Origin of the sequence: Vibrio algivorus, from assembly GCF_030161215.1 — a bacterium.
In the GTDB taxonomy this organism is placed as follows: Bacteria; Pseudomonadota; Gammaproteobacteria; order Enterobacterales; family Vibrionaceae; genus Vibrio; species Vibrio algivorus.
Genome location: NZ_BSPV01000005.1, coordinates 37,718 through 60,819 on the forward strand (window position 1 = coordinate 37,718; position 23,102 = coordinate 60,819).

21 protein-coding genes are annotated in these 23,102 nt (G+C 40.9%); 14 read left to right on the forward strand and 7 right to left on the reverse strand.

Annotated features, from left to right (window positions below; genetic code table 11):
• Positions 1–65 precede the first annotated feature (65 nt).
• Positions 66–530: a transcriptional regulator AsnC gene (gene asnC / locus QQJ93_RS08465; RefSeq protein WP_089125020.1), complete on the reverse strand. Its 465-nt coding sequence runs from the start codon at positions 528–530 to the stop codon at positions 66–68.
• 298 nt (positions 531–828) lie between these two features.
• On the opposite strand from asnC, the gene QQJ93_RS08470 reads away from it, so the two are divergent.
• The 5 genes from QQJ93_RS08470 to QQJ93_RS08490 all read left to right on the forward strand — a co-directional run bounded on the left by QQJ93_RS08470 (position 829) and on the right by QQJ93_RS08490 (position 5,344).
• Positions 829–1,509: a PAS domain-containing protein gene (locus QQJ93_RS08470; RefSeq protein ID WP_284186074.1), complete on the forward strand. Its 681-nt coding sequence runs from the start codon at positions 829–831 to the stop codon at positions 1,507–1,509.
• A gap of 138 nt (positions 1,510–1,647) precedes the next feature.
• Positions 1,648–3,078: a putative bifunctional diguanylate cyclase/phosphodiesterase gene (locus QQJ93_RS08475; protein ID WP_284186075.1), complete on the forward strand. Its 1,431-nt coding sequence runs from the start codon at positions 1,648–1,650 to the stop codon at positions 3,076–3,078.
• A gap of 42 nt (positions 3,079–3,120) precedes the next feature.
• Positions 3,121–3,909: a class I SAM-dependent methyltransferase gene (locus tag QQJ93_RS08480; protein ID WP_089125018.1), complete on the forward strand. Its 789-nt coding sequence runs from the start codon at positions 3,121–3,123 to the stop codon at positions 3,907–3,909.
• A 93-nt stretch (positions 3,910–4,002) separates the two neighbouring features.
• The gene (locus QQJ93_RS08485; protein WP_089125017.1) at positions 4,003–4,524 is read left to right on the forward strand and encodes an ATP-dependent zinc protease family protein; all 522 of its coding nucleotides are present in this window, start codon (positions 4,003–4,005) and stop codon (positions 4,522–4,524) included.
• A 148-nt stretch (positions 4,525–4,672) separates the two neighbouring features.
• On the forward strand, positions 4,673–5,344 hold the full coding sequence (locus QQJ93_RS08490; RefSeq protein ID WP_089125016.1) for a hypothetical protein: 672 nt from the start codon (positions 4,673–4,675) through the stop codon (positions 5,342–5,344).
• Positions 5,345–5,396: 52 nt separating this feature from the next.
• Here the strand turns inward: QQJ93_RS08490 and QQJ93_RS08495 are convergent, their stop codons facing one another.
• On the reverse strand, positions 5,397–5,990 hold the full coding sequence (locus QQJ93_RS08495) for a response regulator transcription factor (RefSeq protein ID WP_089125015.1): 594 nt from the start codon (positions 5,988–5,990) through the stop codon (positions 5,397–5,399).
• Between the two features lie 9 nt (positions 5,991–5,999).
• A complete protein-coding gene (locus QQJ93_RS08500) occupies positions 6,000–7,838 on the reverse strand; it encodes a sensor histidine kinase (protein WP_089125052.1) in 1,839 nt (612 codons plus the stop codon).
• Positions 7,839–7,990: 152 nt separating this feature from the next.
• Here QQJ93_RS08500 and dsrO point away from each other — a divergent pair, with 152 nt between their 5' ends.
• From dsrO to QQJ93_RS08515, 3 genes are read left to right on the forward strand one after another with little or no spacing between them, the layout of a single operon-like run.
• On the forward strand, positions 7,991–8,749 hold the full coding sequence (dsrO, locus tag QQJ93_RS08505) for a sulfate reduction electron transfer complex DsrMKJOP subunit DsrO (protein WP_089125014.1): 759 nt from the start codon (positions 7,991–7,993) through the stop codon (positions 8,747–8,749).
• Entirely contained in the window at positions 8,749–9,864 is a 1,116-nt protein-coding gene (gene nrfD / locus QQJ93_RS08510; protein WP_089125013.1) for an NrfD/PsrC family molybdoenzyme membrane anchor subunit, read from the forward strand. The genes dsrO and nrfD overlap by 1 nt, the downstream gene beginning before the upstream one ends.
• 9 nt (positions 9,865–9,873) lie before the next feature.
• Positions 9,874–12,960: a tetrathionate reductase subunit A gene (locus tag QQJ93_RS08515; protein ID WP_089125012.1), complete on the forward strand. Its 3,087-nt coding sequence runs from the start codon at positions 9,874–9,876 to the stop codon at positions 12,958–12,960.
• A gap of 80 nt (positions 12,961–13,040) precedes the next feature.
• Here QQJ93_RS08515 and QQJ93_RS08520 read toward each other — a convergent pair whose 3' ends face one another.
• Positions 13,041–13,913, reverse strand: a complete 873-nt coding sequence (locus tag QQJ93_RS08520) for a carboxylate/amino acid/amine transporter (RefSeq protein WP_089125011.1) — start codon at positions 13,911–13,913, stop codon at positions 13,041–13,043.
• A 73-nt stretch (positions 13,914–13,986) separates the two neighbouring features.
• On the reverse strand, positions 13,987–14,412 hold the full coding sequence (locus tag QQJ93_RS08525) for a universal stress protein (RefSeq protein ID WP_089125010.1): 426 nt from the start codon (positions 14,410–14,412) through the stop codon (positions 13,987–13,989).
• Positions 14,413–14,728: 316 nt separating this feature from the next.
• On the opposite strand from QQJ93_RS08525, the gene ftnA reads away from it, so the two are divergent.
• From ftnA to QQJ93_RS08540, 3 genes are all read left to right on the forward strand, one after another.
• Positions 14,729–15,259 carry a non-heme ferritin gene (gene ftnA, locus QQJ93_RS08530; RefSeq protein WP_089125009.1) on the forward strand — a complete coding sequence of 177 codons (531 nt, stop codon included), beginning with the start codon at positions 14,729–14,731 and terminating at the stop codon, positions 15,257–15,259.
• A gap of 81 nt (positions 15,260–15,340) precedes the next feature.
• Positions 15,341–15,664 carry a universal stress protein UspB gene (gene uspB / locus QQJ93_RS08535; protein ID WP_089125008.1) on the forward strand — a complete coding sequence of 108 codons (324 nt, stop codon included), beginning with the start codon at positions 15,341–15,343 and terminating at the stop codon, positions 15,662–15,664.
• A 212-nt stretch (positions 15,665–15,876) separates the two neighbouring features.
• A complete protein-coding gene (locus QQJ93_RS08540) occupies positions 15,877–17,064 on the forward strand; it encodes a BaiN/RdsA family NAD(P)/FAD-dependent oxidoreductase (RefSeq protein ID WP_089125007.1) in 1,188 nt (395 codons plus the stop codon).
• 286 nt (positions 17,065–17,350) lie between these two features.
• Here the strand turns inward: QQJ93_RS08540 and norW are convergent, their stop codons facing one another.
• Positions 17,351–18,508 (reverse strand): NADH:flavorubredoxin reductase NorW, encoded by a 1,158-nt coding sequence (gene norW / locus QQJ93_RS08545; RefSeq protein ID WP_089125006.1) that lies wholly within the window; start codon positions 18,506–18,508, stop codon positions 17,351–17,353.
• Complete coding sequence (norV, locus tag QQJ93_RS08550; RefSeq protein ID WP_089125005.1) at positions 18,508–20,052, reverse strand: anaerobic nitric oxide reductase flavorubredoxin; 1,545 nt, start codon at positions 20,050–20,052, stop codon at positions 18,508–18,510. The genes norW and norV overlap by 1 nt, the downstream gene beginning before the upstream one ends.
• 218 nt (positions 20,053–20,270) lie before the next feature.
• Here norV and norR point away from each other — a divergent pair, with 218 nt between their 5' ends.
• The 3 genes from norR to QQJ93_RS08565 all read left to right on the forward strand — a co-directional run bounded on the left by norR (position 20,271) and on the right by QQJ93_RS08565 (position 22,901).
• Positions 20,271–21,836 (forward strand): nitric oxide reductase transcriptional regulator NorR, encoded by a 1,566-nt coding sequence (gene norR, locus QQJ93_RS08555; RefSeq protein WP_089125004.1) that lies wholly within the window; start codon positions 20,271–20,273, stop codon positions 21,834–21,836.
• A gap of 80 nt (positions 21,837–21,916) precedes the next feature.
• Positions 21,917–22,294, forward strand: coding sequence for a TehB family protein (locus QQJ93_RS08560; protein ID WP_089125003.1), 378 nt, complete (start codon positions 21,917–21,919; stop codon positions 22,292–22,294).
• A gap of 136 nt (positions 22,295–22,430) precedes the next feature.
• Complete coding sequence (locus QQJ93_RS08565; protein ID WP_089125002.1) at positions 22,431–22,901, forward strand: Dps family protein; 471 nt, start codon at positions 22,431–22,433, stop codon at positions 22,899–22,901.
• Positions 22,902–23,102: the final 201 nt, after the last annotated feature.

The window sequence follows — 23,102 nt, forward strand, 5'->3', positions numbered from 1 at the left end:
GCGGCTGTCAAAATAATTTCATATTGAAAGGACAGAACGGAAGTCACTTGTTTTAAATGATAGGCTTATGGATTAACGTTACGGTTAATTGGGTTTTGTAATGAAATCAGTGTTTCGGTCGATTGCACCTCATCAATCGCTTGTAGTTTATCAATTAAAACGTATTGCAGCTCTTCAATATTTTTACACATCAACTTGACGAAAATATTGTAGGCACCGGTGGTGTAGTAGGCTTCAACTACTTCATCTAATGCATTTAGTTTTTCAATTGCCGAGTGATAATCTCGCGCGGCATTAAGGTTTATTCCAATAAAGCAACACACGTCATAGCCTAGCTTCTTCGCATTAACCACAACTTCAGTGCCTTCGATGACTTTGGCCGCTCGCATTTTTTCAACTCGAACATGCACTGTTGCGGGGCTGACATCAAAGCGTTTGGCCATTTCTGCATAAGGCGTTCGTGCGTCTGCCATTAAAATCTTCAGAATTGCTTTATCAAGCTCATCTAATCGAACATTAGGATCGGGCATGTTGATTCCTTAATTCATTACATTGAGATTATTTAATTTAATTTTTTGCTTTTGCTTACGAATATAACAAACAAAACAGCAAAATAGTTGGTAAGGTTAATAACATAAGTCATTATTGTTAAAGAGAGTTATTACTCGCTTTTTTATTTAGGCACTGAACAATTCGGTGTTACTTTCTCACTAAAGACATAGCTTGCACTAAATGAATGTAGATTTTCGATATTTTATAACTTTGGTTATTACCTTCGCGAGTGATTTCGCTTGGGCAAGTGAGAGTGGATCAAGTATAGAGCCTACTATGCTTGAAACAAACTCACCGGCAGTCATCAGCCAAGCCCAATCTAGTTTTACAGATATTCCTCACCCCAATGATATGCTGCAATTTTTCGTTTATTTCATTGTATTGGCGATGGTTTTATTTTTTATTATTCGTCATTTTAAGCGTGTTCGTATTACTGAAAATCAATCACAGCAAAGTCAGTATTTATTGGAAACGGTTTATGACTTAAGTAGGCAAGCCATTGGTATTGTTGATGAAAAAGGGCGGTTAATCTCTAGTAATCAGACTTTGCAAGAATGGGTGTATGACCCGAATTTTGATTACGGTCACCCCGTTTGGACTTATGGCGGATGGGGAGAAGCGAGTGGTGAAAAAGTTCAACAGGCGTACCTAAAAGCGCAACAAGAAGGGGTAGTTCGCCTTGAGGTTGAATTAATAAGAACGAATATTGGACCGATTATTTTAGATTTAAGTATTAAAAAATTACCAACAGTGGATGGTCATGATGAACAATATTTATTCGAAGGCAAGGATATAACGGCTCATAAATTGGCAGAAAAACGCTTAATTGAGAATGAGGCGAAGTTTAGAAATTACTACCAATTACAGCCGGTGATGATGCTAACCCTTGATGAGCATGATTGTATTCAAGCAGCCAACAAGTTTACTTCTGAAATCTTAGGTTACGATAACTTGTAAATCTTAGGGCGAAAACTGCAAAGTTTTTATGCTCAAACCAGCGAGATCAGTGCGTTAGAAAAGTTACGTCAACCACAAAAAAAACATGCTTTAGTCGCGCGTCGTGAAATCCAATATATTGATCATATGGGTCAGTCTGTGTGGATAAGAGAAAATATTCGTCAAATTCCAGAAACTCGTCAATTATTAATTGTCGGTGAAGATATTACCGAAACTCACTTGTTAGCGGAGCAACTAGAATATCAAGCTCATTACGATGGTTTAACTGGCTTGTATAACCGATATCATTTTGAGCAACAACTCGTCACTGCTTTAAAGGAAGTGAAAGGTAATATACGTGTGCATGCCTTATTTTATCTTGATCTTGACCAGTTTAAATTAATCAATGATACGGTTGGTCATGAAGCTGGAGATGCTGCAATTGTCTATGTCGCTGAGTTGTTAGCTCAATTAATCCCCCAAAAAGCAACACTAGCAAGAACCGGTGGCGATGAGTTTGCCATTTTATTACGTGATTGCGATGAAGAGGAGGTGAGGCAATTTGCTCAGTCGATTCTCGATGCGTTTAATCAAAGCCAGTTTATGTGGCGAGGCATCCACTTTAATTTAAATTGCTCGATCGGGATCCGTAAAATTGATTACACCGCAAAGTCGGTGCAAAGAGTGAATGCCCAGGCAGATACAGCCTGCCATTTAGCTAAAGAAGAAGGACGAAATCGAGCGCATTTTTATAATGGTGATGATAAGAGCTTCCGTCATCGAGAGTTAGAAATGGCCTGTGTCAATCAAGTGCATGACGCCTTGGCTAATGACCGGGTAGAACTTTACGCTCAACCTATTTTAGATATTTCGTCATCTCCAAGCGACAAGTTACACTTTGAAATTTTGGTACGTTTACGTGATAAGAACGATAAACTGATGTCGCCGGGAATTTTTATGCCGGCAATTGAACGCTACAACCTTGCTCATTTGATTGATCGCCAAGTATTTAAGCAAACTTTAGCTTGGTTTGAGGATCATCCAGATGCCATTGATAAGCTAGGCCGTTGCTCGATCAACCTTTCGGGTCAGTCTATGGGTGATAAAGATTTTATTGCTTTTCTGATTGACCTGCTGCAAAACACCACTGTGCCGACAGAAAAAATCTGTATTGAAATCACAGAGACGGCTGCGGTTGGGAACATGCTACAAGCCTCCCAGCTATTTACCCGCTTAAAGCAATTAGGTTGCAAGATTGCATTAGATGATTTTGGTTCAGGCTTGTCTTCTTTTGCTTATTTAAAAACCTTACCGTTAGATATCGTTAAAATTGATGGTTGCTTTGTGCGAGATATGCATCAAGATGAAGTGGACTATATTTTAGTGAAATCAATTCACAATTTAGTTAAGCAACTTGGCAAGCAAACAGTGGCGGAGTTTGTGGAAAATGATGAGATATTATCGTGCTTAATAGATTTAGGTGTCGATTATGCTCAAGGCTACTTGATTAGCGCGCCTAAGCCATTAGCACAATTGGTCGAAGAGTTTATTCCACAACCTGCTTCATCTTATCTTCCAGATAACGGATAATGCCGCGTTATTATTTGAATCTGTATTATTTTTGGAGTTTGTGTGCAGCTGAACTTATGTTGTGATACCCCTTCTCAGCAAGCTCAATTAGATGAGATTGCTGCACGTTGGCAACTTAGCCATCAGCCTGATAGCGTATTTGCTTTGGTTCTTACCGAGCAGCGTTTAGAGTTGCGTAAACTAGATGAACCTAAGCTTGGCGCGATTTATGTGGATTTAGCTGGTGGCGCAGTCGCTCATCGTCGCAAGTTTGGTGGGGGGAAAGGTCAAGCGATCGCTAAAGCTGCGGGCTTAAACAAAGGTGCGACACCTAGTGTGTTGGATGCCACAGCCGGATTAGGACGCGATGCATTTGTACTGGCATCGTTAGGTTGCAAAGTTCAAATGGTAGAGCGTAATCCCGTCGTCGCCGCTTTATTGGATGATGGTTTAATCCGAGCTAAGCAAGATGCTGAAATCGGTGAATGGGTCAGTGAGCGCATGAGCTTATTGCATGCTTCAAGTCACGATGCCTTACAGCGATTAATGGTGCAAAGCGATTTCGTTCAGCCAGATGTGGTCTACCTAGATCCTATGTATCCTCATCCTGAAAATAAAAAGAAAAGCGCGTTAGTTAAAAAAGAAATGCGTGTGTTTCAATCGCTGGTGGGGGCCGATAATGATGCTGATGGGTTATTAGAACCAGCACTGCAACTGGCGACTAAACGAGTAGTGGTAAAGCGCCCAGACTACGCACCATGGCTTAATCAGCAGAAACCGAGCATGGCGATTGAAACCAAAAAAAACCGTTTTGATGTGTATGTTTTGAACAGTATGGTGACACAAAGCTGACATGGTCTAATGAATTAATGTGTGATCATGGTGTCCGAATAAGAGTCGTTCCCAAATGATTGGGATATTTATATTCAGATATTAAAGGTGATTATGAAATTTTCTCAAGTTTTACTGACCGCTTCGTTATTCATTCCTTTATCTTCGCTTGTGGTAGCTGCCGAGCCGCAACAAGATGTCGCTCAATTACTGCAAGATAAAATCGTGGTCGGTGAAAAAGAGTGGGTCACGGTGTTAGATACCGATCAGCGCACTATCGCCAAAATAGATACTGGCGCGACCACTTCGTCAATCAACGCTATTGATATTCATGACTTTGAAAAAGACGGCAAAGATATGGTGTCGTTTAAAATCAAAGCCAAAGATGATGTCAGTAAAGAACTTACCTTGCCAGTGAAGCGCTGGGTGCATATTAAACAATCTTCAAGCCCAGAAACCTCACGTCGCCCTATTGTTGAGCTCGATATTAAGCTGGGAGATAAGACCTATACCACGCCATTTAACTTGGTCGATCGTGACCACATGATCAATGCGATTTTGATTGGTCGATCTTTTCTAGACCCAATTGCTCTAGTTGATGTAGAACAGAAGTACATTCACAAAAAGAAAAAATAATCTGAAAATCAAGCCTTTGTCATAACTGCTTTCAAATGCGAGTAATTTTCACTTGTATTTAATGATATTTAACTCTATAAAGAAATGAGAATCGTTGTTATTTGCCTTATCGTAATTGCGATTGGTCATTTCATTAGGGTGTGTAGTTATGGCAAAGTCTTTATGTAAATTTTCTCGCCGCGATATCAAAGCCGGAAAAATCGACAAGTTAGTGTTGGATTCGCAATTTTATTGTGGCTCTTGCGCACGAACGTCGAATCAAAAAAGCGCACTATGCAAACCTGTCTCTCTTGCCAAGCTTTCTCAATCTAGTCAGCTCGATAAAGCAATGACTCAAGCATTATTGCCTATTCAGGCGAGCAATGTGCCTGACGTGATCGCGAAAGCTAAAGCGATGAAAGCGCAACGTGAATATAGCCAACAAGCAACCATTCAGCCTATGACTAATGGTGTGAATTTAGTAGTGCCATCAAAAGTGATCACTAAGCCTAGTATTGAACCAGCGATGCCAGAACTTGAAGCCCAACCTTTACTTGCTCCTAATGAATTCAAGCAGCAATTACAAATCTTGAAGAAAGGTTTAAAAACACAGAAGAAACAACAGAAACAAATGAAAAAATTGCTGAAAAAGCAGCGTAAGTTAGCCAAGAAACATAAGAAAGTCTTAAAACAAGAACTTAAATTAAAAAAGCAAGAAGCCAAAATTGCGAAACAAGAAGCGCGTATCGAACAACGTTTATCTCACTTTAATTCGGTTGATCCAATCTCGTTTCCGAAAAAAATGACAGGAAAAGTGGTGGGACTTAAATCGCTACATTGAATAACGCCCTTCGGGAGCTTCATCTTGAGGTCATTTGGGGATAGATATCCAGTTAATGCTTAAGTTGAGCATATTGCATCACCAATTCAGCAATACTTTTTGCAGAAAACTTCTTCATTAAATTTGAACGGTGTACTTCGACCGTTCGCACCGCAATACATAACTTATCGGCAATTTGTTGATTCTTCATCCCCTGTACAACCAATCTTAAAATTGCCTGCTCCCGCTCAGTTAAAGATTCAAATGCCTTTTGTATGTTGCTTGCTTGAGCGGCTAGCTCTGAATAATCACACGCTTTGTTGATTGCCTCTACCAATACTTTGCCATCTACAGGCTTTTGTAAGAAGTCCACCGCGCCTTGCTTTAACGCTTCGACTGCCATTGGTATATCACCATGCCCGGTTAAATAAATCACGCCTAATGGACTATGTTGTTGCTGCAACAGTTGGTGTATTTGCTGTCCCCGCATATTGGGCATGCGGCTATCGAGTACTACACAACCTGCCTGGTCGAGTTTAGCTTGTTGGATAAAGGTCTCACCATCAGAAAAGCACTGTACTTGGTATTCAAACTCTTGCAATAAAAAGGCAAGAGAATCGAGTACAGATTCATCATCATCAACTAAATAAATCGGTAACTGAGTCATAGTGATCCTTTAACTATTTTGTTGATTGGCAGAAAGTGGCAAGTAGGGTAATTGAATATGCGCTTCACAACCATGTGGCTCAATGGGAGATAAAGTAAAATGACCATGGTGATGTTCAATAATATCGTGGCAAATTGATAAACCTAAGCCTAATCCTTTTTCTTTGGTACTGACAAAAGCACTTTGTAACTCGCTGATAGGGTGAGCTAAGCCCGCGCCATTATCACGCAAGTAAATATCCAGTTGATGATCGGTATAATGAGTAACAATTTGAATGAGATTGCTTGGTTCTTGAGGGTAGTTGAGACAAGAGTCAGTAGCATTATTGATGATGTTGACGAACACTTGTTGTAAACCGACCGCATCAGCATAAATTTCTCGTGGGTGACCATTTGATAATACTTTAATTTGTATATTTTTATCCGCTAAGTCGTGGTCGAGCAGGGCTAAAGTGTCATCGATTAATGCATTGATATTTAGGTTCTGCTTAGCCAACGTGCGCTTGGTGATTAAAGTTCTCAAGCGTTGCACAATAGCATCGACTCGCACGATTTGTTGTTCAATCTTATCCATAATTGGCGCTAGGCTGGCGGCATCAGCACCTTTTTCAATCCGCAGTTTTGCACCTTGGCTATAATTACGAATTGCTGAAAGAGGTTGATTGATTTCATGGGCTAGATTAGTCCCAAGCCCACCGACAATCGCTACCCGCTGTGCATGCTCTAACATCTGACTTTTTTGTTTTAGATCTAATTGCGCTTTATTGAGTAGTTTTTGGTTGCGATTAAAACGAAATTCTAACCAAAAGTGATAAATATTCAGAGCGATAAATAAAATAGCGGCGCCCCACGCCCATTGTTGATGTTGTTTTAGCCATATTAAAGCCTGTTGCCACCAAGGTGTTTGCTGCGGGTGAATATTAAGGTCACGGTACATTTTTACTACGCTTAATGAACTGATCGGCGATGACCAACCTTGTGATTTAGCGGCAACGGCGGCTAGGCTGTCTTTCGGTAGGTTTAATAATGCTTGAGCTGTGGCAGTGGCGACGACTTCGTTAGCTTTGCTGGTCTTGGCAAATGACCAATTGGGATACAGTGGGGTAGATACGGCGCAAGGAAAGTCTTGTGGTGCGCTATTATTGATTACTCGAAATTGTGATTTATCGATCAGTCCTTCTTTATCCATATTTTCTAATAAGCAGGCTGGGGTGATCGCCACATCGGATTGATGGTCACGCAAGTGATACAACATGGCATCAATCGGAAAGCCCAGATAATCAATTTTTTTGAAGAACCGACTAGGGTCTTGTTGTTGGGATTTTAAGTAGCGACTTAAGGTTAGAAAACCGCCAAACGCATCTGGTGATACGGCAACCGCGTGACTATTTTGTAAATCTTCTAAATCGATAAATGAGCTGTTATTTCTTACCACCAATGCGCTGCCGAGCGCTTGATTGGTGCCATTTGGCCACGGGCTTTTGAGTGTGGCAATCCAAGATAACGGATATTGCCAACCTAATTTTACCGATTGACCAGGATTGGTGAGCACAAATTCTGCGCTGTTATTTTTTATCACTTCTTCCATTTGCTCAAGGTTTCTTGGCCGTAGATAAAATTGATATTGAGGTAATTGTTGATTGAGCCAATCAATGGTCGGTTGCCAGCGTTGTATTGTTTGAGGGTTGCCGCGAGTCGCGAGTACGGCAACTTGAATCGATTGAGTTTGAGATCTAGGTTGAAAGGGAGGCTGTGAACTCTCAGCACGAGCGACAGAGAAAATACTTACCCCAAAGGTAATCAATAATAGGTGAAGCGACCACCATCTAGTTTGAGTGAGTTGTGTCATGAAGCGCTTCACATGCTTTCCTCGTTGAAATAGTTCAGGCAAAACTTGTTTTAGATCAAGTCAGCTTGGGTTATGTGGAAAACCACAATAGAGCAAAAAGTATCCATTAGTGAGAATACCCCTTAAGAGTTATCACCAGCAAGGCTAATCTCATGGATCAAACTAAACGACGCTTTCTCCGCGGTCTCGGTGCAGTTTCTGCCGGAGCTGCCATTATTCCGGTGGCGACCGCCGCACCTATCATTCGTAATAACCAAGAGCCAGGCCGTCAAGGCATGAAAGGTAAACGTTATGCCATGGTAGTAGACCTGCGTAAATGTGTTGGTTGCCAAGCCTGTACAGTTGGTTGCAGTATTGAAAACCAAGCACCAATTGGCCAATTCCGCACGACCGTCAAACAGTATGAAGTGACCTTAGATGATGGTTCCACAGCGCAACAAGAAACCAAGGTGTTTACTTTACCACGCTTGTGTAATCATTGTGAAAATCCTCCTTGTGTAGCGGTTTGCCCCGTACAAGCAACCTTCCAGCGCGAAGATGGTATTGTGATGGTCGATAACAAACGCTGCGTGGCTTGTGCTTATTGCGTGCAAGCTTGTCCTTACGATGCTCGTTTTATCAATGAAGAAACTCTTACCGCTGATAAATGTACTTTTTGTGCTCATCGTTTAGAAGATGGCTTGCTACCAGCGTGCGTGGAAACCTGTGTCGGTGGCGCGCGTGTGATTGGTGATATTAAAGATCCCAATAGTGAAATTAGCCGTTTACTCGCCGAGCATAAAGATCAAATCAAAGTGCTCAAACCGGAAGCGGGAACACAACCGCATGTGTTCTATATCGGTTTGCAAGATGAGTTTACCTCACATATTGAAGGCAAAGCGGCGATTTATGACCCTCAAGGAGAGCACTAATGAATATTACTGAAGTTTTAATTCCGTCTCAGACTGTGGCTTGGCTCCCGTGGGCAGTGCAATACTTTTTCTACATTGGCTCGGCGTATGCAGCGGCAATTTTATTTTTCATCAGCCTAGTGCTACGCGATAAGACGAGTCATACATTACGTGCAGCTTTGGCATTATGTTTAGGTATTTGTGCGATTGTTGGTCCGTTAGCTTTAACCGCTGATTTACACCAACCGGGTCGTGCTTGGCATTTCTTTCCTCATTTAACCTCTTGGTCTTGGATGTCGCGTGGTGCCATTTTATTGCCAATATTTTCTATGTTAGCGGTTCTTTCTGCATGGTTATATTTACGTCCTGAAATAAGCAAACTAGTAAGTAGCGAGAATAAATTACTTCGTCTAGTCGGTTTATTGACACTAGGTCAGTGGCAAGCATCCACTAAATTAATGACTGCGGTTGCTGGAGTAACGGTTCTATCTGGTTTATCAATTGCTCTATACACCGGAATGGAAATTTACGCAGTTGTAGCTCGTCCAATGTGGCACCAACCAGTTTCACCTATTTTATGGTTTGTGACGGCTTTCTTTGGCGCGATTGGCTTTACTTTGTTTATTTTGAATTTGATGCCAAATCAAGATAAGGGCATTGAGCTGACTCACACTGATATGAGGCTGCTGAAACGTTGTGTGGTGATTTGCTCAGTATTGTCGTTAATTTTATTGCCAATCTGGGTATCGAATGGGGCTTATATGAACTTACTGCAATACGGTAGTTGGTTTAGCAATCTAGTGTTAATGATGGCAGCGTTTGCCGCTTGTTTGGTGATGGCGTTAGCCGTAATGCGTGGCCAGCAATTTAAGCGACTTTCATTACTGGCTTGCAGTGCTCTTACTATTGCAACTTGTTGGGCGATTCGTTGGATGACCATGATTGAAGTACAAACTCTGCCGAAATATGACCAAGGTCCGTACCCTTATGATTTGCCATTAGGTGCACCGGGTATGTTAGGGGTCGTCGGCATGGCTGGGTTGTGGTTATTACTGGCAGTGATATTAAGCGAAGTAGTGCAATCTAAATCTGAAAAGTCAGTAGTATCAAACACTCCTTTATTAACTCAAGAGTAAGAGGTCATCATGGATAACAAACGTCGTAAGTTTATTAAATCTGGTCTTGCTGTTGGGGGCGGTGTTGCGTTTGCTGCGGGCTATTCTTCAACTGCAGCTCATACCGCAAAAGGCATTATCGAAGGTACATCTGGAGAGAAAACCAAGCATATTCACTTTGGTAATTCACTTGATCCAGAATACAAGGTAAAAAACGGTAATTTAATCGCTAATCCGAAACAGCGTGTTGCGCCATCAATGTGTTTTGGTTGTTGGACTTTATGTGGGGTTCGTGTTCGTGTTGATAACGAAACCGATGAGATCTTGCGTATTTCAGGCAATCCTTATCATCCACTTTCCAGTGAGCAAAAAATTCCTTTTGAAACACCCGTTAAAGACGCTTATTTATCATTAACCGGTGAAGCAGGTATTGAAGGTCGTTCGACGGCTTGTGCGCGTGGTAATGCCATGATGGATGTACGCACCAGCCCATATCGTATTACTCAACCATTAAAACGTGTTGGTAAGCGTGGTGAAGGTAAGTGGCAGCCAATTAGCTATGAGCAATTATTAAAGGAAGTAGTTGAAGGTGGCGATTTATTTGGTGAAGGTCACGTCGATGGCTTACAAGCGATTCGTGATATTAAAACACCTGTTGATCAGAATAATCCTGAATACGGCCCACTTGCCAACCAATTATTAATGACCAATGCGGGTAATGAAGGTCGTGATGACATCATTAAACGTTTTGCTTTTAATAGCTTTGGTACCCGTAACTTTGGTCACCATGGTTCATATTGTGGTTATGGATTCCGTGCGGGCTCTGGTGCATTTATGAATGATCTGGATAAAAATGCCCACATGAAGCCTGATTTTGAAAATGCAGAATTTGCATTGTTCATTGGGACTGCGCCTGCCCAAGCGGGAAACCCATTTAAACGTCAAGCGCGTCAATTGGCCAATGCACGTACACGTGGTAATTTTGAATACACGGTTGTCACGCCAACTCTGCAAATGTCGACTAGCCTTGCTACGGGTAATAATAACCATTGGTTAGCCATCAAACCGGGAACCGATTCAGCCTTAGTATTAGCCATTATTCAATGGATGATCAGTAACGATAAATACGATAAAAACTTCCTAGCACAGCCTAGTGCTGCAGCGATGAAAAAAGCCGGTAATGCTCACTGGTGTAACGCAACTCATCTAGTGATTGTTGAGCAAGGCCACGAGCGAGAAGGTGGTTTCTTACGTGCGTCGGATCTTGGTTGGGATTATAACGGAGATAAGCTGTCAGATGGTGATGCTTATGTGATTGTTGACGAGTCTAGTGGCGAATTAGCTCTTCATACTCAAGACCAACCTGCGCAGTTATATGTCGATCAAAAGGTCAACACGCCACATGGTGAGGTTGCAGTTCGTTCATCGATGCAACAACTAAAACAGGCGGCATTTGAATACTCTATTGAAGAATTCGCTGAGCTTTGTGGTATTCCTGCCAATCAAATGACTAAATTAGCAGCCAAATTGCATAAACACGGTAGCAAATCTGTTGTCGATACTCATGGCGGCAATATGCACAGCAATGGTTTCTATAATGCCTTCAGTATCGTGATGCTAAACGCCATGTTAGGTAACATCAACAAAAAAGGCGGAATGAAAGCTAAGGCGGGTGGTTATCCTACTTCGGCGGCTGGTCCACGTTATGATTTTACTCAATTTGATGGCATGGTTGCGCCTAAGGGGATATTCCTTTCTCGCTCTAAATTCCCATACCAAAAAACGACTGAATATAAACGTCGTGTTGAAGCCGGTGAATCACCGTATCCAACTCGTGCTCCTTGGTATCCAATTTCAGCGCCATTGCTAACCGAGCATTTATCTGCGGCGATTGATGGTTATCCATATCGCTTAAAAGCTTGGATCAACCATATGGCGAACCCACTATATGGTGTGCCGGGATTAACGACATTATTGCGTGAGAAATTGTGTGATCCGAAAGAGTTACCTTTGATTGTTTCAGTTGATGCTTTTATCAATGAAACCACGGCAATTTCTGACTATATCGTGCCAGATACCGTGACTTATGAAAGTTGGGGAATGGCGGGGCCTTGGCATGATGTTCCAACTAAAGCAGTAACAGCGCGTTGGCCGATTGTGGAAGCTCGTACTGAAAAGACTGCCGATGGTCGTGAGATCTGCTTAGAAACATTCTTAATTGATATGGCCAAAAGTATGAAGCTAGGCGGTTTTGGTGATAAGGCGATTAAAGATACGCAAGGTAACTGGCATGGCATTCATAATGCGGCAGATTTTTACCTACGATCAGCCGCTAATCTTGCTTATGTTGCTGGTGGAACGCCGAATGCCAGCAGTGAAGACATTTACTTTTCTGGGTTAGAGCGTTTATTACCTGATATGCAGCGGGTTTTAAATAAAGATGAATTAGCCAAAGTAGCCTTTATTTATGCTCGTGGTGGACGGTTTGAAAATGCCACTGAAGCTTACAAAGGTGATGTCATGAAGTATCAATGGCAAAAACCAGTGGCGATTTGGAATGAAAAGCTTGGTACCTCGCGTAATACTATGACTGGTGAGTTGTACTCGGGTTGTCCGACTTGGTACCCACAAAAGCTGGCAGATGGTACAGCGATAGAGGATATGTATGCTAAGTCAGAGTGGCCGTTTACTTTAACGAACTTTAAGTCGAATATTCATAGCGCGGTATCAAATCTTTCACCACGTTTGAATTCGATTAAAGGTAACAACCCGGTTTATATTCACCCACAAGATGCCAAACAATACGGTGTGCAAACCGGTGATCAGTTTACGATTGAAACACCAACTCACTCGATCAAAGCAACGGCAATGCTGGTGGATGGAATTCACCGTGGAGTACTCGGCTTTGAACATGGTTTTGGTCATACCGAACTTGGTGAGCGTGCTCATTGGATTGGCGATAAGCAACAACCAGTGAAAATGAAATCTAGTGATGGGGTGAATATCAATGATATCGGCCTCATTGATCCAACTCGCGAAGGCAAAGGTGTACTACTTGATTGGGTTGTCGGTTCTGCCGCTCGTCAGGCATTACCGGGTAAGATTAAGCTGTCTTAATTGGTAGTTTGGAACGAAAGACGGACGATCATTAATTTGAACGTCCGTTTTTTATTTGGAGAATATTTTCGTTTCTCGGTTTATACGCTACACGCCAGTGTTTTACGTTTTACCCAAGTCTCATTAACCCACAGTGACAACATAATCACCGCACCCCCGAGTAATAAACGGGTTAAATCCACATCTCGATTCCAAATCACGATATTGACGATTAACCCTGCCGGTACTAGTGCATTATTCATTACCGCCAATGCGCCGGCGTTAACTAGACAAGCGCCTTTATTCCACAAGAAATACCCTAGCCCCGAAGCAATTAAACCTAAATAGGTCAAAATTCCCCATTGCAAGTTAGTGGTTGGCAGTTTGTCGGTATTCCCCATTAAAGCAAAAGCGATAGAGGCCACGACAAATGCGCCAATATAGAAGTATCCAAATACTGTGCGTTGTGAGATTTCAACCTTATTTTGTTCCATGACATGCTTATAGCCGACTTGACCTAAGGCAAAACAAATATTGGCACCTTGTACGACTAAGAAACCACTTAGAAAGCTTTCATTGATACCGGCAAATTTAATAATGGCAGCACCCGCAACAGCAATAACGGCAGTTAACAAATACCAAGGTGAGAAGCGACCTTTCAGCAGATCATAAATAAGTGTCACATAGATAGGTGTGAAGACAGTGAATAACAAAACTTCGGGTACGGAAAGTAACAGAAATGATTGGTAATAAAAGCAGTACATCAATCCAAGTTGAATACCACCAATCGCCATCAATTTACCGATTAGCTTTGCTGGAATGTCTTTAAATTGAAGGAAAGGAAGAAAGATTAGGCCAGCAAGGGCAATACGCATCCAAACAGAAAACCAAGCGTCAACTTGACCGGCAAGATAGACGCCGATCAAGCTAAATGAAAACGCCCACAAAAGAGTGACCGCAGAAAGATAGAACATAACTCACCAACTTAAATTGAGTGTAAACCAAAAATTGTTTTTTAAGTTTACATTAATTTAAATTGAAAACATATTAGTCCTCTAAAGGTACGATCAGCATATCAACAGATGTATCATTAATGAGCTGGCGAGAAGTGGAAAGTAACTTACTCCAAAAATCTTTATGGTGACCACATAACACTAAATCGACATGTTGTAGTTCAATTGCATGGGAAATTTCATTACATAAATCACCGCTTGATACGATGGTTTCGGTAATCGGAAAATCAATGTTCTCTACAAGAGTTTGAATTTTTTTCTGTGCTGCTTCAAGCATGGCATTTTGGGTTTCGGCAAAATTGATTTCCATGAAACCGGTGTACATGTCTGTGAAATTGACATCAATGTGAATCAGCGACAATTTAGCGTCGCAGGCTTTGGCTAATGCGGCGGCTTTATTGACGAGAATAACGCTGTCATCAGATAGGTCTACAGCTACAAGGATATGTTTGTACGTCATAATGCGCTCTCCAATTATCATTATTTCAGAGCTTAATGGTTAATGTTTTAAGCACTGGCTCTGTATTGAGACTATCATTAACATAGCGCAAAAAGTGTTGCTTATCTCTCACTATTTCTTACATTTTGAGGTGATAAATGACTTTCCATTAATACAACAAACCATTTGTTGGTATACATACATATGGTTGAGAGTGGCTATTTATCCCTAAGTTACTTCAAGATACCAACGGTGAGTTTTGCATCTTGATGTTACTAACGTATAGGCCGTGTTATAGTTTGTGGAGGTGTGTATCAAAATATTGAAGGAGTCACAAATGCTGTCTAAAGCAATGGTTGAACAATTGAATGAGCAAATTAATCTAGAATTTTTCTCATCTAATCTATACTTACAGATGAGTGCTTGGTGTGAAGATAAAGGCTTCGAAGGTGCAGCAGAGTTTCTACGTACTCATGCTACGGAAGAAATGGAACACATGCAGCGTTTGTTTACTTATGTGAGTGAAACGGGTGGCTTACCAATTCTAGGTGCGATTGATGCACCAAAACATGATTTCGATAGCTTAGGTGATGTGTTCCGTGAAACTTATAAACATGAGCAAATGATCACTCAATGTATCAATAAATTGGCTCACTTAGCTTTTACTAGTCAAGATTACTCAACCTTTAACTTTTTGCAGTGGTACGTGGCAGAGCAACACGAAGAAGAAAAATTGTTTAAAGGGATTTTAGACAAGCTTGAGTTGGTTGGTGAAGATGGCAAGGCCTTGTTCTTCATTGATAAAGACTTAGCTGAATTAGCAAAACAAGGTTCATCATCTGTGATGGCAGGTTCTACGACTGTTTAATGGGTCGAGAAAAGTAAAGGCAATGTAACGGTTGTTGAGATTGTCTTTTCCTCCTGCCATTTATGATGTTTGGAGGGAAAGATGATCAGTGCAGATATACTATTAACCGCGTTATCCATTGTTACCCTTATTAATTTAGTGCGTTATATCACCGCACTTCGCTCGCTCATTTTTATTATGAGAGAAGCGCATCCTCTTCTTTATCAGCAAGTCGATGGCCGTGGCTTTTTTAGCACTCACGGCAATATGACCAAGCAAGTTCGCCTCTATCACTATCTGAAAGATAAAGAATACCTTCATCACCATGAAGAAGTCTTTATTAATAAATGCAGTAAAGTTCGCGAACTGTTTGTGTTAACTTCCGGTTTAGCTGGGTTTACTTTATTGATGGCCTTTATGGTTTAGCTTTCACTCTTTCTACTCAACAAATGATGTGACATTGAAAGGATGTGCGTTAAAATCGCGCGTCCTTTTATTTTGCCTATTATTATATATTGGTTTGAAAGGTGCTGACATTCCTTCGCCAATCTTCCTTGCCTAAAGGTTTGGATGATAGCTCTGAGTTCTGCATCTTGACGTCACTTGGGTATATAGGCCGCAGTGCAAGAGAAGTAGTTATGAGTATTCATTATGATGTGGTGATTATCGGTGCTGGTGCCGCGGGCTTAATGTGCGCAGCGGAAGCGGGAAAACGAGGTCGCACAACCTTAGTGATCGATCATGCTAAAAAGCCTGGGCGTAAAATTCTTATCTCTGGTGGTGGTCGTTGTAACTTCACTAATTACGATGTCAGTGCCAATAACTACCTCTGCCAAAATCCGCATTTTGTGAAATCCGCTCTATCGCAATACACCAACTGGGATTTTATCAGCCTAGTGTCGAAATACGGCATTGAGTTTGAAGAGCGTGAACACGGCCAATTATTCTGTGTCGATTCCGCGAAGCAAATCGTTGATATGCTACTCAAGGAATGTGACTACCCAAATGTTTCGCAGCGCTACCGTTGTGATATTCACGATATTGAAAAAACCGATAGCGGCTTTCGTTTTAAAGCCAACAACGATGAAATCACTTGTGAATCGCTAGTGGTGGCAACCGGTGGGCTTTCGATGCCAAAACTCGGCGCAACGCCATTTGGCTATAAAGTCGCAGAGCAATTTGGTTTGTCAGTGCTTAATACCACCGCTGGACTCGTCCCATTTACGCTACACAAAGAAGATAAAGAAGACTTTGCCGAACTTTCCGGTATTGCTATCCCATCTGAAATTACTGCGCAAGATGGTACGGTCTTCAAAGAAGCTTTGCTGTTTACTCACCGTGGTCTATCTGGCCCATCGGTATTACAAATTTCTTCGTACTGGCAGCCGGGTCAAACCGTTACCATCAACCTGATCCCAGAAGCGGATGTTTTAGAATTATTAACCCAATCTCGTGAAAAACATCCCAATCAAAGCCTAAAAAACACCTTAGCCAAAGTGCTGCCTAAGCGTTTAGTTGAAGTGCTGATTGAGCGTAAAATGTTGGAAGACAAACCTCTTAAACAGTTCAACCAAAACCAATTGCAAGCCATCGATCAGCAACTACAAAATTGGCAAGTTCTCCCTAATGGCACCGAAGGTTATCGCACCGCAGAAGTAACACTAGGCGGCGTTGACACTAAACACCTGTCATCAAAAACCATGCAATGTAATAGCGTACAAGGTTTGTATTTTATCGGTGAGGTGATGGATGTCAGCGGTTGGCTCGGAGGGTACAACTTTCAGTGGGCATGGGCCTCTGGTTTTGTTGCAGGGCAGTGGGTGTAGGTTTTTACCCAAGTCGTAACAAGTAGTTCAGGCGGTCAACACAACATAAGAAGTCTTAGATTGACCACTTATGTTGTATCGATATAGCCTAAAGGAACTTACTTGGTTGTTATCTGATAATATTCACAAGCCAGTTCATGATGAAGTGGAGAGGACTCTAGTTCGCAATCTCTTGGCTTATGCAGGTTTCGACGGTTTACTGTGTTAGCTGACCATTTAGCCCATGATGTTTGCAGTTCATATATATAATGATTTAGCACTTTCATATATCCTCCCTTAGCCTTATTTATACCAATGCAGGTAATGTTTTTAGCATTTTCAAGGCATTACTCATGTGATTTTGAGTTGTGATAAAGCCGACTAGATTATTACTGTCATCAAACGCACGGGCGGTGATGCCTTCCTTATCTAATTCAATCGACCATTTTTGAACCGACTGGCCTGTATGCCCTGCTAATTGAATTGGTAGATTAGGTGTTTTTACTTTTACGAGCATTGCTGGCAATTTTAATGTGGCGGTTTGGCTTTCTGTTTGTAATAAGACCTTAGCTAATACGTTGGCACTTAATAAGGTTGGCTGCAAATAAGAGAGAACTTTATTTTCAATTTGAGCACAATCACCAAGAGCATAGATATTTGAGTCGGATGTTTGTAATTGACGATTGACTATGATGCCTTTATCTACCGTTAATCCAGCCTGTTGTGCCAGGTGGATGTTGGGCTTGAGTCCTGAAGCTGAAATAACACTATCGACAAGAAATTGTTCACCAGAATGGAGAGTGATTTCGATGCCAAAGTCCGTTTGTTCGAGTGTTTGTACGGTATTATTTAAATATAACTTCACGCCACCTTGTATTAACTTTTGCTGTAAAGGTGCCGAAATAGCATCAGGTAACAGGGTTTGCATTATGCTGTTACACGGATCAACAACCGACACAGTTTTACCTGATGTGGAGAGATCCATTGCTAATTCAGTGCCAATTAGGCCCGCACCAATAATGAGTACATGCTCTGCTTGATCCAATTTATTCTGTGCTGCTTGGTACTCTATACGGCTATTGAGCGTTATCACATTCTTTACTGCTGAACCATTCATTGGTGGTATAAAGGTTGAAGCACCGGTTGCCAGTACTAATTTTGAATAACTAAGAACATCACCTTTGGTTGTTGTCACGCATTGTGCATGGTGATCAATCGTTTCCACTTTGGTTTGAGTGTAGATTACGATTTCATTATCTTGTGCGAAGTTATCTGCAGTTTGTCGAATAAGCGCATCTGCATTGTGTTTGTTGGTAAACACATGGCTAAGATCGGGCTTATTATAGTCATGGCCATCATCAGCGGTAATCACTGTAATTGGCGCTTGTTTATCTGAACGGCGTAATGCCTTCACTAGTTGATAGGCAGCGAAACCACTGCCTATGATTATAATTGGATTACTCATTACGCCACCTGAGATTGATTATTTTTATCGATATTGTTGCTTAATCTGCTTGCACAAGGTTCAAACACTTCTTTACCAATGCCACATTCAGGGCATAAGAAATCTTCAGGTACGTGATTCCAAGTGGTTCCAGGCTCAACACCTTGGTTTGGTTCACCAAGCTCAGGCTCATAGACCCATTGGCAAACGGTACATAACATCGCTTGCTGATCCTCTGCTGACGAGTTTGTGTTATTCACTGGTTCTACGTTAGTTGCTTCAATAACATTGGCAGGTTGAGAAACTGCTTTGTTTGTCATGATATTAGTGACATTTTTAGGCGCTGAATGATTCACATGTGACAGATCGTGCAATGCCCATTCTTTTGCAATTTGACGACCATAATCACGACATTCTTGCATTGCTTTGCCATCAGGACGCCATTTGGTTTTTTTACTAATTGCTGTTTCAAATCCACAGTCCATCAAGCGTGTGTGGATACGGTCAACTGCACCGCCATTCCAGCCATAACTACCAAATGCCGCAGCTTTTTTATTTTTAAAGCGTAATCCTGTGATTTCTTCTAGCATGCCAGCCACTTTTGGCATCATGACATTATTCATGGTAGAAGAGCCAACCAAGATACCTTTTGAACGGAATACATTAGATAAGATTTCGTTTTTATCGTGCAAAGAGACGTTAAACACTTTAACCGCCACATTTGGATCTACATCATTAATACCTTGAGCAATAGCATCGGCCATCATGCGAGTATTATTCGACATTGAGTCATAAAATAAAGTGATACGGTCTTCTTGGTAGTTATCGGCCCATTCTAAATATTGGTGAATAATTTGAGTTGGGTTATCACGCCATACAATACCGTGAGCCGTTGCGATCATATCAACGGGTAGCTCAAGGCTAAGTACTTCTTTGATTTTTGAGGTCACTAATGGACTAAATGGTGTCAAAATGTTGGCGTAATAACGTAAGCATTGCTCATAAAGCTCAACTTGATCCACTTCATCATTAAATAGGTGTTCATCACAGTAATGCTGACCAAATGCATCGTTACTAAACAGTACGGCATCTCCTGTCATATAAGTCATCATGCTATCTGGCCAATGCAGCATCGGAGATTCGACAAAGACAAGTGCTTTGCCATTACCTAAATCGATACTGTCACCGGTCTTAACTACATTAAAATTCCAATCAGGCTGGTGGTGGTGACCTGTGATTGAATCAACAGCATTCTCGGTACAATAAATTGGAGTATTAGGGATTTTGGCTAAGAGTGCACCTAGAGCACCTGCGTGATCTTCTTCTGCATGGTTGATAACGATGTAATCAATCTCGTTAAGATCAATTTCCATTTCCAAGTTTTGGACGAACTGTTGACTAAAACGGTGATCGACGGTATCGATTAAAACAGTTTTTTCTTCTTTAATTAGATAGCTGTTATAACTGGTACCACGTGTGATTTTATATTCTGTACCATGGAAGTTTTGTACTTCCCAATCACGTTGACCAACCCAGTGGATGTTATTTTTAACATGAATAGACATAAATGACTCCTAAGTATGAATTCTAAATTTCGATAAAAAGTAAATTAATAAACTTGTTATTCATATAATTGCAGTATGCGTGCCAACTTTAAAAATAATTTAAATTCAATTGGTTATGTTTTTTTCTTTATTTTAGCTGTCATAATGACACGAATATATTGATGTCAAAAGGACACTTTGTGTGTCATATTGACATAATATTTAAAGAAGGAAGGTAAATGCAGAAATTTCATTCTCAAATCACTCAACTTGCACTTGATTTGACGTTAGGAATATCCAATCAAGACCGCTTTGATCGTCTTTTAGAAGTATTAAGAAATATTTTAAATTGTGATGCAGCGGCATTGCTTGCCTATCGGAATCAACAGTTTGTGCCATTAGCGATTGATGGCTTATATGATGAAGTGATGGGACGACGATTTAATCTTGATGAGCACCCTCGTTTAGAAGCGATTGCACGAGCGGGTGATGTGGTTCGTTTTCCAGCCGATAGTGATATTGCTGATCCTTATGATGGATTGATCCCTAATAAAGGGGATAAGTTGCATGTCCATGCCTGTGTTGGGCTACCGTTAATTGCACATGGTCATTTAATTGGTGCGCTGACGATTGATGGTTTTGATGCTCATCAGTTTGATACCTTTACCGATGGTAACTTACGAACTATTAGTGCACTGGCTGCGGCAAGTTTACATACCTCCTTATTAGTAAAGCAATTAGAGTCACAGGTCGTTAATACTAGTGATGCTGACTCTCATATCACCAAAGAAATTAACTTAGGTGAGGAGATGATTGGGCAGTCGGGCGCAATGATGGATTTAAGAATGCAGATTCAAGCAGTTGCTAATACAGATCTTTCTGTTTTGATTATGGGAGAAACGGGAGTTGGTAAGGAACTGGTCGCGACAGCTATTCATAATCAATCGAACCGTTCTAAACAAAACCTAGTGTATTTAAACTGTGCGGCTTTACCTGAGTCGGTGGCGGAAAGTGAGTTATTTGGTCATGTAAAAGGTGCCTTTACTGGCGCGATTAGTCACCGTAAAGGGAAGTTTGAATTAGCCGATAATGGCACGCTATTTTTAGATGAAGTCGGTGAATTGCCTTTAGGATTGCAATCTAAGTTATTGCGAGTATTGCAGTATGGTGACTTGCAGCGGGTTGGTGATGACAGCGTACTTAAAGTGAATACCCGCATTGTGGCAGCAACGAATCGAGATTTGCATCGAGATGTGGTGAACGGCAAGTTTAGGGCTGATTTATATCACCGCTTAAGTGTCTTTCCTATTCATGTTCCAGCGCTTAGAGAGCGAACAGGAGATATTACGTTATTGAGTGGCTTTTTTATTGAAAAGTGCAAACACAAACTAAATTTGAATCATTTAAGTATTTCTCCTGCGACTTTGCAGTTATTGGGCCAATATAGTTGGCCGGGTAATATTCGTCAGCTCGAACATGCTATCCACCGCGCGGCCGTATTAGCAAAAACAGAAAATAACCAGTCTAGCCCGATTAGTTTACAACCTCATCATTTTGAATTAATACAAGCAGAATCTACCTCATTACAAGGCATTGAGAATCAAAATCAGCTAGCGGATACCGTTAATTCTGATATAGCTAAGGACTATTCTTTGGGTCTAAAAGTGGCTACTGAAACATTTCAGGCGCAAGTGATTATGGATGCGCTAAACAATAATCAGCAGAACTGGTCTGCTACCGCTCGTGAGTTGAAAATTGACAGTGGTAATTTGCATCGACTAGCAAGACGCTTAGGATTAAAGTAATAGTGCTGCCATACTCAAGAAAATAAGTTCACTAAACCGCGATATCGATCATGATATTAATCGGTAATTAAGGGGAATATATGAGCCATTTAGTCATTCCAAAACATTGGAAAATCCGACGTTCTACTCACTTTTTTACTAAAGATAATGTACCTAAAGCGTTAATTACCCATCACAATACGGCTGCCGGAGTGTTTGGGCAGATCTGTGTAATGCAAGGAACGGTTACTTTTTATGGTTTTGCAAATGAAGAAGCTACTGAGCCAGAACAAGTCGTGGTAATTAATGCTGGTTCGTTTGCCACTAGTCCACCTCAATATTGGCATCGTGTTGAACTTAGCGATGATGCTCAATTTAATATTAATTTTTGGGCTGAAGAAGAGACTGGTAATAAAGCCATGTTTAAGAGCTCAAGAATTCATAGCAAACCAATTGATGGGTTATTAGATAGTGAGTAAGCGGTTTAATCACTTCTAAATGACTAATAGCTTATACCTATCAAATCGATATATTCAATCCATTAGCCCTTATTAACTGTAAGGGCTATTCTATGTCCATAGCAAAGTTAATCACTACTCAATAAGAGAGGCGATAATGGAAAAGAATATGATTGGTTTAAATAAACAACAAACGGCTACATTGGTGGATGATCTCAATCAACTATTGGCGGATTACCAAATTCTCTATACCAATGTACGTGGTTATCATTGGAACATTAAAGGTCGTGATTTCTTTGAATTGCATGCAAAATTTGAAGAGATTTATAACGATTTAGTACTGAAAGTAGATGAAATTGCTGAGCGTATTTTGACACTAGGTGGCACACCGGTACATGCTTTCTCTCGTTATTTAGAGATGTCAGATCTGGAAGAAACCTTGAATGTGTCGAATGGTACTGAAGCGGTGGGTAATATCTTATCGGCTTACCGAGTATTACTGACTAAACAACGTCAAATTGTAAAAACAGCCGCTGATGTTGATGATGAAGGTACGGTTTCATTAATGAGTGACTATATTAGTCAGCAAGAAAAAGAAAGCTGGATGTTAAACGCTTATCTTCAATAAAAATGAATAACCGATAATAACTGAATGGGAGCCCAAGTTTGAATGCTTGGGCTCTTTTTTTAGGTATTTAAATTAACCATAACAAAATAAAGGTTAAAGTGATCACATTTATGAAACAATAAGTTACACCTTGATCACGAACTGTTCTTTTCAGGGTTCTCTTTCAATAAGATATGCTTTAAAAGTACAGCATAATCAACC

Excerpts from the sequence above, each read along its gene's own strand:
- nrfD (WP_089125013.1), top strand. The coding sequence starts at position 8,749 with ATGAATATTACTGAAGTTTTAATTCCGTCTCAGACTGTGGCTTGGCTC.
- uspB (WP_089125008.1), top strand. The coding sequence starts at position 15,341 with ATGATCAGTGCAGATATACTATTAACCGCGTTATCCATTGTTACCCTT.
- dsrO (WP_089125014.1), top strand. The coding sequence starts at position 7,991 with ATGGATCAAACTAAACGACGCTTTCTCCGCGGTCTCGGTGCAGTTTCT.
- QQJ93_RS08495 (WP_089125015.1), bottom strand. The coding sequence starts at position 5,990 with ATGACTCAGTTACCGATTTATTTAGTTGATGATGATGAATCTGTACTC.
- QQJ93_RS08540 (WP_089125007.1), top strand. The coding sequence starts at position 15,877 with ATGAGTATTCATTATGATGTGGTGATTATCGGTGCTGGTGCCGCGGGC.
- QQJ93_RS08525 (WP_089125010.1), bottom strand. The coding sequence starts at position 14,412 with ATGACGTACAAACATATCCTTGTAGCTGTAGACCTATCTGATGACAGC.
- QQJ93_RS08560 (WP_089125003.1), top strand. The coding sequence starts at position 21,917 with ATGAGCCATTTAGTCATTCCAAAACATTGGAAAATCCGACGTTCTACT.
- norW (WP_089125006.1), bottom strand. The coding sequence starts at position 18,508 with ATGAGTAATCCAATTATAATCATAGGCAGTGGTTTCGCTGCCTATCAA.
- QQJ93_RS08515 (WP_089125012.1), top strand. The coding sequence starts at position 9,874 with ATGGATAACAAACGTCGTAAGTTTATTAAATCTGGTCTTGCTGTTGGG.
- QQJ93_RS08490 (WP_089125016.1), top strand. The coding sequence starts at position 4,673 with ATGGCAAAGTCTTTATGTAAATTTTCTCGCCGCGATATCAAAGCCGGA.
- norV (WP_089125005.1), bottom strand. The coding sequence starts at position 20,052 with ATGTCTATTCATGTTAAAAATAACATCCACTGGGTTGGTCAACGTGAT.
- QQJ93_RS08520 (WP_089125011.1), bottom strand. The coding sequence starts at position 13,913 with ATGTTCTATCTTTCTGCGGTCACTCTTTTGTGGGCGTTTTCATTTAGC.
- norR (WP_089125004.1), top strand. The coding sequence starts at position 20,271 with ATGCAGAAATTTCATTCTCAAATCACTCAACTTGCACTTGATTTGACG.
- QQJ93_RS08485 (WP_089125017.1), top strand. The coding sequence starts at position 4,003 with ATGAAATTTTCTCAAGTTTTACTGACCGCTTCGTTATTCATTCCTTTA.
- QQJ93_RS08565 (WP_089125002.1), top strand. The coding sequence starts at position 22,431 with ATGGAAAAGAATATGATTGGTTTAAATAAACAACAAACGGCTACATTG.
- asnC (WP_089125020.1), bottom strand. The coding sequence starts at position 530 with ATGCCCGATCCTAATGTTCGATTAGATGAGCTTGATAAAGCAATTCTG.
- QQJ93_RS08500 (WP_089125052.1), bottom strand. The coding sequence starts at position 7,838 with ATGACACAACTCACTCAAACTAGATGGTGGTCGCTTCACCTATTATTG.
- ftnA (WP_089125009.1), top strand. The coding sequence starts at position 14,729 with ATGCTGTCTAAAGCAATGGTTGAACAATTGAATGAGCAAATTAATCTA.
- QQJ93_RS08470 (WP_284186074.1), top strand. The coding sequence starts at position 829 with ATGCTTGAAACAAACTCACCGGCAGTCATCAGCCAAGCCCAATCTAGT.